At 66.8% G+C, this 12,741-nt stretch carries 12 protein-coding genes; 5 read left to right on the plus strand and 7 right to left on the minus strand.

Annotated features, from left to right (window positions below; all coding sequences use genetic code 11):
• The first annotated feature begins 11 nt into the window (after positions 1-11).
• From HAV18_RS33765 to HAV18_RS33780, 4 genes are all read left to right on the plus strand, one after another.
• Complete coding sequence (locus HAV18_RS33765) at positions 12-923, plus strand: MBL fold metallo-hydrolase (protein WP_208102224.1); 912 nt, start codon at positions 12-14, stop codon at positions 921-923.
• 29 nt (positions 924-952) lie between these two features.
• Entirely contained in the window at positions 953-2,623 is a 1,671-nt protein-coding gene (locus HAV18_RS33770; protein ID WP_166964598.1) for a bifunctional protein tyrosine phosphatase family protein/NAD(P)/FAD-dependent oxidoreductase, read from the plus strand.
• An 18-nt stretch (positions 2,624-2,641) separates the two neighbouring features.
• Entirely contained in the window at positions 2,642-3,448 is an 807-nt protein-coding gene (locus HAV18_RS33775; RefSeq protein ID WP_166964600.1) for a sulfite exporter TauE/SafE family protein, read from the plus strand.
• A gap of 158 nt (positions 3,449-3,606) precedes the next feature.
• On the plus strand, positions 3,607-5,208 hold the full coding sequence (locus tag HAV18_RS33780) for a DUF3472 domain-containing protein (protein WP_166964602.1): 1,602 nt from the start codon (positions 3,607-3,609) through the stop codon (positions 5,206-5,208).
• Between the two features lie 139 nt (positions 5,209-5,347).
• Here HAV18_RS33780 and HAV18_RS33785 read toward each other — a convergent pair whose 3' ends face one another.
• The 5 genes from HAV18_RS33785 to HAV18_RS33805 all read right to left on the minus strand — a co-directional run bounded on the left by HAV18_RS33785 (position 5,348) and on the right by HAV18_RS33805 (position 9,978).
• Positions 5,348-5,749 (minus strand): hypothetical protein, encoded by a 402-nt coding sequence (locus tag HAV18_RS33785; protein WP_166964604.1) that lies wholly within the window; start codon positions 5,747-5,749, stop codon positions 5,348-5,350.
• 147 nt (positions 5,750-5,896) lie between these two features.
• Positions 5,897-6,718 (minus strand): ABC transporter permease subunit, encoded by an 822-nt coding sequence (locus HAV18_RS33790; RefSeq protein ID WP_166964606.1) that lies wholly within the window; start codon positions 6,716-6,718, stop codon positions 5,897-5,899.
• Positions 6,715-7,641, minus strand: coding sequence for an ABC transporter permease subunit (locus HAV18_RS33795; protein WP_011352199.1), 927 nt, complete (start codon positions 7,639-7,641; stop codon positions 6,715-6,717). The genes HAV18_RS33790 and HAV18_RS33795 overlap by 4 nt, the downstream gene beginning before the upstream one ends.
• Positions 7,638-8,798, minus strand: a complete 1,161-nt coding sequence (locus HAV18_RS33800; protein ID WP_166964608.1) for an ABC transporter ATP-binding protein — start codon at positions 8,796-8,798, stop codon at positions 7,638-7,640. Before HAV18_RS33800 ends, HAV18_RS33795 begins: the two co-directional genes overlap by 4 nt.
• Before the next feature lie 85 nt (positions 8,799-8,883).
• Positions 8,884-9,978 (minus strand): polyamine ABC transporter substrate-binding protein, encoded by a 1,095-nt coding sequence (locus HAV18_RS33805; RefSeq protein ID WP_166964610.1) that lies wholly within the window; start codon positions 9,976-9,978, stop codon positions 8,884-8,886.
• 511 nt (positions 9,979-10,489) lie between these two features.
• Between HAV18_RS33805 and HAV18_RS33810 the strand changes: the two genes are divergently transcribed.
• Positions 10,490-10,693 (plus strand): DUF1289 domain-containing protein, encoded by a 204-nt coding sequence (locus tag HAV18_RS33810; protein ID WP_166964612.1) that lies wholly within the window; start codon positions 10,490-10,492, stop codon positions 10,691-10,693.
• Positions 10,694-10,779: 86 nt separating this feature from the next.
• Here the strand turns inward: HAV18_RS33810 and HAV18_RS33815 are convergent, their stop codons facing one another.
• The gene (locus HAV18_RS33815) at positions 10,780-11,421 is read right to left on the minus strand and encodes an OmpW family protein (protein ID WP_166964614.1); all 642 of its coding nucleotides are present in this window, start codon (positions 11,419-11,421) and stop codon (positions 10,780-10,782) included.
• A 65-nt stretch (positions 11,422-11,486) separates the two neighbouring features.
• Entirely contained in the window at positions 11,487-12,677 is a 1,191-nt protein-coding gene (locus HAV18_RS33820; RefSeq protein WP_166964616.1) for a nitronate monooxygenase family protein, read from the minus strand.
• Positions 12,678-12,741: the final 64 nt, after the last annotated feature.

A 12,741-nucleotide genomic window follows, 5' to 3' on the forward strand; every position in this document is an offset into this window, starting at 1 on the left:
CCCGATTGCAGATGCAGAACCCGATCGAGGACACCCCCGTGAGCCATGCCACCACGCTGTCGGTCGAAGGCTTTTTCGACCCGGCGACCCACACCGTCAGCTATCTCCTGCTAGATACCGCGAGCCGCGCGTGCGCGCTGATCGACAGCGTGCTCGACTACGACCCGAAATCCGGCCGCACGCACACGGCCAGCGCCGACCGGCTGATCGCCCGCGTCGCCGAACTCGGCGCGGACGTGCACTGGCTGCTGGAAACCCACGTGCACGCCGACCACCTGTCGGCCGCGCCGTACCTGAAGGAACACGTCGGCGGCCGGATCGCGATCGGTTCGCACGTGCGCCGCGTGCAGCACGTGTTCGGCACGCTGTTCAACGCAGGCCCCGGTTTCGCACAGGACGGCCGCCAGTTCGACCGGCTGCTCGACGACGGCGACACGCTCGCGCTCGGCGCGCTGACGATCCGCGCGCTGCATACGCCGGGCCACACGCCCGCGTGCATGACCTATTGCGTCGACGATGCGACGCAGCGCGCGGCATTCGTCGGCGACACGCTGTTCATGCCCGACTACGGCACGGCCCGCTGCGACTTCCCGGGCGGCGACGCGCGCACGCTGTACCGCTCGATCGAGCGCGTGCTCGGCCTGCCGCCCGACACGCGCCTGTACCTGTGCCACGACTACCAGCCCGGCGGCCGCGACGTGCAGTTCGTGACGACCGTGGCCGAGCAGCGACGCGCGAACGTGCACGTGAAGGACGGCGTGACCGAGGACGATTTCGTCGCGATGCGCACCGCGCGCGACGCCACGCTCGCGATGCCCGTGCTGATGCTGCCGTCCGTGCAGGTCAACATGCGCGCCGGCCACCTGCCTGAGCCCGAAAACAACGGCGTGCGCTACCTGAAGATCCCGCTCGACGCGATCTGAGCGTCGGCGCCCCAACCGAGACCCCCGACATGACCTCCATCCGCAAGCTGACCGACGCGCTGTCGGTCTCGCCGCAGATCGCGGCGGCCGACCTGCCCGCGCTTCACGCGGCCGGCATCCGCGCGATCATCTGCAACCGCCCCGACGGCGAAGGCCCCGACCAGCCGACCGTCACCGAAATCCGCGCGGCCGCCGCGCCGCTCGGCATCGACGTGCATTACCTGCCGGTCGATACCGGCAAGGTGACCGACGACCAGGCCGCGCAGTTCGGCGCACTCGTCGCGTCGCTCGACGGCGCGGTGCTCGCGTACTGCCGCAGCGGCACGCGTTCGGCCACGCTGTGGGCGTTGTCGCAAGCCGGCCTGCGCCCGCTGGACGACATCGTCGCGACGGCCGCCGCGGCCGGCTACGACCTGCGCGCGCTCGCCTCCCGTGTCGTGCAAGGCGGCAAGCAAGCAGCACCGGCTGTCGACGCGCGGCACGACATCGTGATCGTCGGCGCGGGCGCGGCCGGCATCGCGGTCGCGTCGAGCCTGCTCGCGCGCGACGCGTCGCTCGACATCGCGGTGATCGATCCGGCCGACGTCCACTACTACCAGCCGGGCTGGACGATGGTCGGCGCGGGCGTGTTCCGGCCGGAAACCACCGCACGCCGGATGACCGACGTGCTGCCGCGCGGCGTGCAGCGGATCCAGGCCGCCGTCGCGGGCTTCGAGCCCGACGCGCACACGGTCGTGCTCGACGGCTGCCGCCGCATCGGTTATCGCAAGCTCGTCGTGTGCCCGGGGCTCAAGCTCGACTGGCACGCGATCGAAGGCCTCGCCGACACGCTCGGCCGCAACGGCGTCACGTCCAACTACCGCTACGACCTCGCGCCGTACACGTGGGAGCTCGTGCGCGCGTTCCGCGGCGGCAACGCACTCTTCACGCAGCCGCCGATGCCGATCAAGTGCGCAGGTGCACCGCAGAAAGCGATGTACCTGTCGTGCGACCACTGGCGGCGCGCGGGGCGCCTCGAGGCCGCGAACGTCGAGTTCCTGAATGCGGGCGGCGCGCTGTTCGGCGTCGCCGACTACGTCCCTGCGCTGATGGAGTACGTGAAAAGCTACGACATCGCGCTGTCGTTCGGCCACAACCTCGTGTCGATCGACGGGCCCGCGCGCCGCGCGACCTTCGCGCGCGCGCTGCCCGACGGCGGCAAGGAAACCGTCGTGCGTGCGTTCGACATGATCCACGTCGTGCCGCCGCAGAAGGCGCCCGATTTCGTGCGTTCGAGCCCGCTCGCCGATGCGGCCGGCTGGATCGACGTCGATCCGGCAACGCTGCGGCACCGGCAGTTTCCGGACATCTATGCGCTCGGCGACGCCACCAACACGACCAATGCGAAAACTGCCGCGGCCGCCCGCAAGCAGGCGCCCGTCGTCGCGCACAACCTGCTCGCATCGCTCGGCCGCGCACACGGCGACGCCGCATACGACGGCTACGGCTCGTGCCCGCTTACCGTCGAGCGCGGCAAGATCGTGCTCGCCGAATTCCTGTACGGCGGCAAGGTCGCGCCGACCTTCCCCGCGTGGCTGATCGACGGCAAGCGCCCGTCGCGGCTCGCGTGGCTGCTCAAGGAACGCGTGCTGCCGCCGCTCTACTGGAAGGCGATGCTCAAGGGCCGCGAATGGCTCGCGAAACCCGCCGTCGCACGTTGACCGGAGCGCGATGACGTCATGCTGATTTCTCTCGTACTGGGCGGCTTCGTCGGCGCCGTGCTCGGCCTGACCGGCGCCGGCGGCGGCATCCTCGCGGTGCCTGCGCTCGTCGTCGGGATGAGCTGGCCGATGCAGCAGGCCACGCCCGTCGCGCTCGTCGCGGTGGCCGGCAGCGCCGCGCTCGGCGCGCTCGAAGGTTTCCGCCGCGGGCTCGTGCGCTATCGCGCGGCACTGCTGATGGCCGTGGCCGGCGTGCCGCTGACCACGCTCGGCGTGCGGCTCGCGCATCTCCTGCCGCAGCGCCTGCTGCTCGCTCTGTTCGCGTTGACGATGCTGGTCGTCGCCGGCCGCCTGTTGCGGCAGGCGCTGCGGCACGCGCCTGTCGACGCCGACGCGTCGCCGCTGTGCGTCGGCCGCGTGAATCCCGATACGGGCCGGCTCGTGTGGTCCTGGCCGGTCGGCGTCGCGCTGGCGTCGACCGGCGCGATGACGGGCCTGATGACGGGGCTGCTCGGCGTCGGCGGCGGCTTCGTGATCGTGCCGATGCTGCGCAAGTTCACGAACGTGTCGATGCATGGCGTCGTCGCGACGTCGCTGATGGTGATCGCACTCGTCGGCACCGGCGGCGTGTTCGCGACGCTCGTGTCGGGCACGCGCGCACCGCTCGACGTCACGCTGTGGTTCACCATCGCGACCGCGCTAGGCATGGCCGCCGGCCGCGGCGCGTCGCGCCACCTCGCCGCGCGGCACGTGCAGGCCGGGTTCGCGGCCGTGCTCGTGTGCGTCGCGCTCGGCCTGCTGGCCAAGGCGGCGTTCGGCGCGTGAGCCGGCACACGACCGGGCGCGGGCAACGAGCCGGCGCCCGGATCACGATGAGCCGCCGTTCCGAAATCTTCATGATCCGCCGGGAGTCCCGTGCTAGATTCGTGTCGCGTCGCCGTCGCGACGGGTATCGAATCTAACAACTAGTAAGGATTCCTGTTATGGCCATCAGCACACGAGGATGCGCGGCGATTGCCACGCTGCTGTTTGCACCGCTCACCACGTTCGCCACCCCTGCCTACACCGCCGCGCTGACGCTCGCCACGCTGTCGCCGTCGGTCGGCGGAACCGACAAGGCCACGCTCAAGCTCGCCAACACCGGAACCGCGCCCGCGGCCGCCGGGCTCTTCGTCGGGATGCCCGCCGGCTTCAGCGCGAACGGCCTCACCAGTACCTGCGGCGGCACGCTCGCCGACGACGGTGCGTCGCGCGTCGCCCTGTCGGGCATGACGGTGCCGGCCGGCGGCGCCTGCACGCTCGGCTTCACGCTCGACGTACCGCCCGTCGCGTCGCTGCCGCCGGCGGGTGCGCGCGGCTTCACGATCGCGGCCGACACGGCCGCGGGGCTCGCAACGCTATCCGCCGCCACGGCACCGACGCTGTCCGGCTTCCTCGGTTCGACGCCGGGCCTCTACAGCAACACGTGGTTTCCGTCGACGGTGCGCAGCGTCGGCACGCTCGACCTGTTCATCACGCCAAAGACGGATCCCGGCCCGAACTCGAATGTGTTCTGGTCGAACCAGATCAATTCGTTGAACGGCTACACCGGCCTGCAGTCGACCGAACTGGTATCGGCAAGCGAAGGCGTCGGCAAGCAATTCCTGTTCAGCCTGTGGGGCGCCACCGCCGCGAAACCCGGCACCCCGGCGAGCGCCGGCATCGGCGCGGGCAGCTATTGCACGGTCAGCGGCTCGGCGACGGACGGCAGCGCGGGCGCGCAATGCCGCTACCGCTACCAGTGGATTGCGGGTCACACATACCGATTCCGCATCACGCCGGATACGAGCCAGGGCCCCGGCTGGTTCAAGAGCAACGTCACCGACGTGACACCCGGCTCGACCGGCGACAGCTTCGACATCGGCAGCATCTACGTCGGCAACAAACAGACGCAGGTGCCCGTCAGCTCGATCAGCCAGTGGGTCGAATATTTCGACTGGAATTCGAGCCGGACGAGCTGTGCGTCGGTCGCATATACGGACGCGCAGTTCAGCATCCGCGCTTACGATTCGATCGGCAATGCCGTGACGGTCCCGGCACCGTCGGTCACGGTCAACAAGTCGTGTCCCGCCAGTGATGCGAACGCCTCGGAGGAGAACGGCGTCGCCACGTTGAACGGCGGCCCGCGGCAGTCGGCGGCCGGCCTCGTGAAGGCGAGCGGCGCGTGCCTGACGGCGACCAGCGGCCTGAGCGACGGCAGTCCCGCCGCACTCGCCGCATGCCCGACCCGCGCGTCGGTGCGCACGTCCGGCGGCACGCACTTCAATCCGCAACTGTGGGTCGTCGCGGGCGATGGCACGCTGCAGACCAAGTACAGCTACTGCCTCACCGCGCAGGCCAACGGCACGCTGCTGCGTACCTGCGTGGCAGGCGCGACGGATCAGCAATGGCTCGTGAAAGCCGGCACGGGGCCGGGTTCGGCACAGCTCGTGTCGCAGCCGACGGGCCGCTGCCTGGTGCCTGCCGCCGGCGGCGCGTTGAGCCTTCAGCCGTGCACGGCGGCCACGGCAGTCTGGACGACGCCCGGCAAGAGTTTCGCGTACTGACCGGCGCCGATCGACGCGCAGCACCGCCAAGCAAAACGCCCGGCCCGACTCTTCGTCGGCACCGGGCGTTTTTCATTGCGGGCACCACCGGCCAACAGAGCGACGGCCCGTCATCGTCGAAACAGACGCTGTGTGGCCGTCATTCGAGCCATTTGCGCAGCCTGCCGGCAATTCTGGATCGCTCGAGATACCCCAGCGCCGAAACCGCGCACATCGTTCCGATTGCCGCGTACAGCATGGCCATTTCGCCGTGCCTTGCGATGTTCGACCATGCTGCCTTCGTCAGCACCGCAAGAACGCTCAATCCAGCCACGCCGCCCACGATGACCAGCATCGGCAACACCGCCTTCCGAGGAAGCAGCGTGCTTACCCAATAGACCGGATACGAAAGCAGCATTGCCACGGGAAATGCAACCGCGAAAGCCGCAACGGCAAAAACGATCGAAACACCGCCGAAATCCTTGACGGACAAAAAACCGATGAGCAAGCCTGCCACGATCGCGGCAGTCAGGCTCGCGCCAAGCCATTCTGAAATCTTCAATTCGCGTCTCCCGTAGCGGACGCCGGCAACACAGCGCCGCTTCCCCTAATTTGCCCGGTACCGCCGCGATCCGTCTCGCCAAACAAAACGCCCGGTCCGACTCGTCGTCGGCACCGGGCGCTTCTCATGGCAGACGCCATTCGAGCATCAGGTCGCGAACCCCGCCATCCGCTTGCGTTCCTGGCGCAGCATCACGAAGTTCGCGATCACGACGCCGGCCGTCACCGCGACGATGAACAGCGTCGCGAGCGCATTCATCTCCGGGTTCAGCCCGAGGCGCACACGCGAGAACACCACGAGCGGCAACGTCGTCGAGCCGGGGCCCGACAGGAACGCCGACAGCACGAGGTCGTCGATCGACAGCGTGAACGACAGCAGCCAGCCCGCGATCAGTGCCTGCGAGATCAGCGGCAGCGTGATCGTGAAGAACACCTTCAGCGGCGTCGCGCCGAGATCGAGCGCGGCTTCCTCCAGCGACGGGTTCAGCTCGCGCACGCGCGACTGCACGATGATCGCGACGTACGAGATGCAGAGCATCACGTGACCGAGCCAGATCGTGAACACGCCACGCTCCGCCGGCCAGCCGATCCACTTCGCCAGTTCGATGAACAGCAGCAGAAGCGAGATCCCCTGGATCACCTCGGGAATCACGAGCGGCGCGTTGATCATCCCGCTGAACAGCGCGAAACCGCGAAAGCGCCCCATCCGCGCGAGCACGAAACCGGCCCACGTGCCGATGAACACCGACGCGAACGCGGTCAGCACGCCGATCTTCAGCGACAGCCACGCGGCCGTCAGCAGTTCGTCGTCCTCGACGAGCGCCGAGTACCAGCGGAACGAAAACCCCGACCACACGGTGACGAGCTTCGACTCGTTGAACGAATAGACGATCAGGCTGATGATCGGGATGTACAGGAACGCGAAGCCGGCAAACAGCGCCGCGAACTGCAGGTAACGATTCGGCTTCATCGACGGCCTCCCTGCTCCTTCGCCTGGAAGTGCTGGAACATCGCCATCGGCACGAGCAGCAGCAGCACCATCGCGCAGGTCACGGCCGATGCCATCGGCCAGTCTGCGTTGTTGAAGAACTCATTCCACATCACGCGGCCGATCATCAGCGTGTTCGCGCCGCCGAGCAGTTCCGGAATCACGTACTCGCCCACCGCCGGGATGAATACGAGCAGGCAGCCCGCGATGATCCCGTTCTTCGACAGCGGCAGCGTGATCTGCACGAACGCCTTCCACGGCTTCGCACCGAGGTCGTAAGCGGCTTCGAGCAGACGCAGGTCCATCTTCACCAGGTGCGCATACAGCGGCATCACGAGGAACGGCAGGTACGAATACACCATCCCGATGTACACCGCGTAGTTGGTGCGATACAGCTCGATCGGCGTATGCGTCAGGCCGATCCACATCAGGAAATTGTTCAGCAGCCCGTTGTTCTTCAGGATGCCGATCCACGCGTACACGCGAATCAGGAACGACGTCCAGAACGGCAGCATCACGCCCATCATCAGCAGGTTGCGGGTCGCCGGGTTCGAGCGCGCGATGTAGTACGCCATCGGATAGCCGATCAGCAGGCACAGCAGCGTCGTGATCGCGGCCACCCATACCGAATTCACGTAGGTGGCGAAATACAGGCTGTCCGTGAACAGGAACGCGTAGTGCGACAGGTTCAGCGCGACGTGCACGACGCCGTCGGTATACGACGCAAGCTCCGTGTACGGCGGGATGCCGAGCTGCAGCTCCGCGAAACTGATCTTGACGACCAGCACGAACGGCACGAGGAAGAACAGCACGAGCCAAGTGAACGGCCCGGCGACGACCGCCGTGGCGCCCGTCAGGTTGAAGCGCCGCACCGGCCACTCGAGCAGGGACTTGAACGTGGTCATGACGTCAGCACCACACCCGCGGTCGCACTCCAGCGCACGTAGATCTCGTCGCCGAGCGCCGGCGTTTCAAGCTCCGAAATCGCGAGGCTCGACACGTTCGCGATCACCGTCTTGCCGCCGTCGAGCTTCACGTGGTACAGCGAGTAGCCGCCCATGTACGCGACGTTGCTGATCCGGCCGCGCGCCCAGTTGAACGCGCCTTCGGGCGGCTTGCGCGTGAGCGCGATCCGCTCGGGGCGCACCGACACCGTGACCGGCATCCCGAGCGGGCCCGAGATCCCGTGGCTCACGTACAGCCGGCTCGGCAGTTCCGGCGATTCGATGTACACGTGGTCGGGTTCGTCCTCGACGGTCAAGCCTTCGAACAGGTTCGTCGAGCCGATGAATTCGGCCGAGAAGCGACTGTTCGGATATTCGTACACTTCGTTCGGCGAGCCGATCTGCACGATCTGCCCTTCGCTCATCACCGCGAGGCGATTGGCCATCGTCATCGCCTCTTCCTGGTCGTGCGTGACCATGATGCAGGTGACGCCGACCTTGTTCAGGATGTTGACGAGCTCGATCTGCGTGCGCTGGCGGATCTGCTTGTCGAGCGCGGACATCGGCTCGTCGAGCAGCAGGAGCTTCGGCCGCTTGACCAGCGAGCGCGCAAGCGCGACGCGTTGCTGCTGGCCGCCCGACAGCTGGTGCGGCTTGCGCTTCGCATACTTGCTCATCTGCACGAGTTCGAGCGCCGTGGCCACGCGTTCCTTCAGCTCGGCCTTCGGCGTGCCTTCCTGCTTGAGGCCGAACGCGACGTTCGACTCGACCGACATGTGCGGGAACAGCGCATACGACTGGAACATCATGTTCACGGGCCGCTTGTACGGCGGCATCTGCGCGAGGTCCTCGCCGTCGATCAGGATCTTGCCCGACGTGACCGTCTCGAGGCCCGCGAGCATCCGCAGCAAGGTCGACTTGCCGCAGCCCGAGCTGCCGAGCAGCGCGAACAGCTCGCCCTGGCGCACGGTCAGGTTGACGCTGCGCACGGCTTCGGTGTCGCCGAATTTCTTGACGACGTCGACGATCTGGACAAAGTTCTCGGCGCGCGCATCGGCGCCGGAGGAGGAAACGGAGGACGGCGCGCCCACGACCGGCGCACCCGACTGGCTATTCATGATGTGCTGCTTCTCTCCTGCGTTGAACGAACAAAGCCCCCGGGGGCACCAGGGGCTTCATGACTGCTGGGAATGCCGGCTCGCGTCAGCGGCCCGACTTCAGCTCGGTCCACAGACGCGTCTGCAGACGCTGGATTTCAGGCGGCAGCGGCTTGAGCAGGAACAGCGTCTTCACGACGTCGGCCGGCGGATAGACGGCCGGATCGTTCGCGACGTCGGGCCGCACGTACTTGCGGGCCTCGGCGTTGGCGCTCGGGTAATACACCGCGTTCGTGATCGCCGCGTGCACCTTCGGATCCTCGATGTAGTTGATCCACTGCAGCGCGGCATCCTTGTTCTTCGCGTCCTTCGGGATCGCCATCACGTCGAACCACACCGGCGCGCCGCCCTTCGGAATGTAGTACTCGACCTTGTACGGCTTCTTCGCTTCCATCGCACGATGCTTCGCGATCACGACGTCGCCCGACCAGCCGAACGCGAAGCAGATGTCGCCGCCGACCAGGTCGTTGATGTAGCCCGACGAGTTGAATTGCGTGATGTACGGGCGGATCTTCTTCAGCACTTCCATCGCGGCCTTGTAGTCGGCCGGGTTCGTGCTCATCGGATCCTTGCCGATGTAGTGCAGCGCCGCCGCAAACATCTGGTCGGGCGCGTCGAGCACCGACACGCCACAGGTCTTCAGCTTCGAGATGTTTTCCGGCTTGAACAGGATGTCCCAGTTGTCGAGCGGCACCTTGCCGAGCGCCTGCTGCGCCTTCGTCAGGTTGTAGGCGAGACCGGTCGTGCCGTATGCCCAGGGCACCGCGAACTTGTTGCCCGGATCCGCGCCGGCGACGAGCGCCATCAGTTGCGGATCGAGATACTTGAGGTTCGGCAGCTTCGACTTGTCGAGCGGCGCGAAGATGCCGGCGGCGATCTGCTTGCCCGCGTAGTTGCTGGTCGGCACGACGATGTCGTAGCCCGAGCTGCCCGTCAGCAGCTTCGCCTGCAGCGTGTCGTCGCTGTCGTAGTTGTCGTAGCGGACCTTGACGCCCGACTGCTTCTCGAAGTTCGGGATCGTGTCCTTCGCAATGTAGTCCGACCAGTTATAGACATTGAGCTGCGTATCCTTCGCCGCTGCCGCCGATGCACCCACGCACAGCGCGAGCGCTGCGAACCGGCCCACTACCTTTGCTTTCATCCCGTTCTCCCTCCGACCGGACACGTCGCCCGGCTGCCGTCTGCCTCGTCATGGCGGCGCATTCTGGCACGCCGCCCCTCGAAAACCCCGAAAACTACCATCATTCGCGCCCCGTCACAAAAAAATCATGACGGTGTCGCGCAAACGGAACAAATTCCCGCCGCCCGCCTGTCTGGCGGCCTGTTCGGCAGGATATTCCGGAGGAAATTCTATCGGGTAATCGGCGGCTGTCCACCGGAAAAACAAGCGGCCGCGAAACGACGTTCGTGCGGCGGGCGGGTCGCCTGCCGGGCAGCAGTGCAGGCTGCGGTATCACCGGCGAACCCGCGACACGTCTCGCGCACCTGCTGCGGTCGCCGGCGCCGGCCCGCCGTTGGCCGCAGCGCCATCGATCGCGCGGCCGTACTGTCACGACGGCACGCCGGTACAGCATGCCGGAAGCCCCGTCGGACCGTCCGGCGCCGATGCATTAAAATGACGGCCTGACGATTCAACTGCGCGAACCCCTCCGATGGCCTCCAATCTCCACGACCTGCCCGACAGCCCCTGCATCGGCGTGTGCTCGACCCTCTTCGACGAAATCTGCAAGGGCTGCGGCCGCACGGCGGCCGAAGTGTCGAACTGGGTGTTCCTGAGCGACGACGAAAAGCGCGCGGTATGGGAGCGCATCCAGCGCGAAGGCACCGCGATGCGCTTCCAGTACGACAAGCTGTAAACCCGCCGCGCATAAAAAAAGCGGCATGCCGACCGACATGCCGCCAACCCCAACTCTGTTCTGTTTCTGTTCTTTTCCCGCCGCGTCTAGAACTTCATCCCGACGCCCACGCCGACGATCAGCGGATCGATGTGCAGCGTGCCGATGCCCTTGTCGCCGAGCGTCGCATCGGTGCTCATCCATATCTTCTTCACGTCGACGTTCATGAAGACCTTCTTCGTCACCTGCACGTCCACGCCGAACTGCAGCGCGGGGCCGAAGCTGCTCTTGTTGATCGACACGCCCTCCCCGCCGACGTTGAGCCCGTTGTTGTAGAAGTACGTGTAGTTCACGCCGGCACCGACGTACGGACGCACCTTGCCGGCATGGTTGAAGTGATACTGCAGCAGCAGCGTCGGCGGCAGCACGCCCACGCCGCCGAGATTGCCGAGGCTCGACGTCAGCTGATGCCGCGACGTGCCGAGAATCAGTTCGACGCCGAGGTAATCGCGGATCATGTACGTGAAGTCGAGCTCGGGCACGATCGCGTTGTTCACGCCGACGTTGAGCGCGCCCAGCGTGTCGCTCGCGCGTTCGTTCGGCTGGATGCTGATCGCGCGCAGCCGGACCAGGACGTCGCCCTGGTTGATACCGTCACCCGGCGAAGCCGCGTGCGACAGCGAAGGCAGCGCGACGAAACTGGCCGCAACGGCGGCAGCGGTGACACAAGTTCGAATCGTTTTATGCATGGTACGGACCCCCGAAGAATGGTTTCCATTCTCCCTGTAGGGTCTTTTCATCGTCTTGATATCCGTCAAGCCAGCGTAAACGTGGGACGGTTTGCCGCAGGTTCGGTCGCACAGCCCGTCAGCAGCAGGTCGAGCAGATCGCGCACGCTGCGGATCGCACGGCCGAACGGCAACGCCTCACGGCCGCGGAAGAACAGCCCGTTCGCGACGTCGCCGCGCAGCGCCGCCGCCAGCCGTGTGTCGATGCAGAAATGGCCGAACTTCTCGATGCCGTCGCGCAAGCCGCATACGCTCAGGCATTCGAGCGTGGTCGGGCAGCGCTGCTTCAGCGCGCCGAGCTTGTTGCGGATGCGCGTCTCGTTGCGCAGGTAACGATCGAGCCACGGCGTTTTCACCGCGCGTGCGGGCAGCCCCGTCACGCTGACGAATTCGACGATGTCGTCGGGTGTCGCGTCGGCCAGCACCCGTTTGAAGTGCGGATGCGCATCGCCCTCTTCCGTCACCGCGAACGGCGTGCCGACCTGCACGCCGTTCGCGCCGGCCTCGAGCGCCGCACGCACCGTGTCGTGACTGTTGATCCCGCCCGCAACGATCAGCGGGATCGTTTCGCGCGCGAGGCCGAGCGACGCCATCACCTGTGCGGCCTCGTCCAGCACGCGTGCGAAATCGAAGCGACGGTCGTGCATGTCGTCGATCTGCGTGACGCCGAGATGGCCGCCCGCATGCGCCGGGTGCTCGATCACGATCGCGTCGGGCAGGCGCCCCTTCTTCATCCACTTCTTCAGCACGAGCGCGATCCCGCGGCTGTCCGACAGGATCGGGATCAGCGCGATATCGTGTCCTTGCGTGAGATCGGGCAGGTCGAGCGGCAGGCCCGCGCCCATCACGATCGCATCCGCGCCCTCGTCGCATGCGACCCGCACGTAGTCCGCATGCGCGCTCACGGCCTTCATCACGTTGACCGCGATCATCCCGCGCCCTTCGCTGTAGGTCTTCGCGAGGCGGATCTCGCGCGCGAGCGCCTCGCGGTTCGCGGCCTCGAGCGTCGCGCGATCGGGTTGCGCCCGGCAACGCGCGAGCAGGTCCGCATGATGGTGACGCAGGTCGATGCTCGCGATCGTGCCGACCGCGCCTTCGCGCGCGACGCTGCCCGCCAGCCGGTGCGCGGAGATGCCGACACCCATGCCGCCCTGCACGACAGGCAGCAAGGTGCGGCCGCGGAGAGTCAGCGGCGGAAAGGAAGTGCGTACGGTCATCTGATACCTCGTCGGAACATCGGAACCGCGATGATCGACGATCCACCGCCGCGCACCTTGACGA

Origin of the sequence: Burkholderia sp. D-99, from assembly GCF_011605345.1 — a bacterium.
Taxonomy (GTDB): Bacteria; Pseudomonadota; Gammaproteobacteria; order Burkholderiales; family Burkholderiaceae; genus Burkholderia.

Excerpts from the sequence above, each read along its gene's own strand:
- HAV18_RS33765 (WP_208102224.1), top strand. The coding sequence starts at position 12 with ATGCAGAACCCGATCGAGGACACCCCCGTGAGCCATGCCACCACGCTG.
- HAV18_RS33770 (WP_166964598.1), top strand. The coding sequence starts at position 953 with ATGACCTCCATCCGCAAGCTGACCGACGCGCTGTCGGTCTCGCCGCAG.
- HAV18_RS33775 (WP_166964600.1), top strand. The coding sequence starts at position 2,642 with ATGCTGATTTCTCTCGTACTGGGCGGCTTCGTCGGCGCCGTGCTCGGC.
- HAV18_RS33780 (WP_166964602.1), top strand. The coding sequence starts at position 3,607 with ATGGCCATCAGCACACGAGGATGCGCGGCGATTGCCACGCTGCTGTTT.
- HAV18_RS33790 (WP_166964606.1), bottom strand. The coding sequence starts at position 6,718 with ATGAAGCCGAATCGTTACCTGCAGTTCGCGGCGCTGTTTGCCGGCTTC.
- HAV18_RS33795 (WP_011352199.1), bottom strand. The coding sequence starts at position 7,641 with ATGACCACGTTCAAGTCCCTGCTCGAGTGGCCGGTGCGGCGCTTCAAC.
- HAV18_RS33800 (WP_166964608.1), bottom strand. The coding sequence starts at position 8,798 with ATGAATAGCCAGTCGGGTGCGCCGGTCGTGGGCGCGCCGTCCTCCGTT.
- HAV18_RS33805 (WP_166964610.1), bottom strand. The coding sequence starts at position 9,978 with ATGAAAGCAAAGGTAGTGGGCCGGTTCGCAGCGCTCGCGCTGTGCGTG.
- HAV18_RS33810 (WP_166964612.1), top strand. The coding sequence starts at position 10,490 with ATGGCCTCCAATCTCCACGACCTGCCCGACAGCCCCTGCATCGGCGTG.
- HAV18_RS33815 (WP_166964614.1), bottom strand. The coding sequence starts at position 11,421 with ATGCATAAAACGATTCGAACTTGTGTCACCGCTGCCGCCGTTGCGGCC.
- HAV18_RS33820 (WP_166964616.1), bottom strand. The coding sequence starts at position 12,677 with ATGACCGTACGCACTTCCTTTCCGCCGCTGACTCTCCGCGGCCGCACC.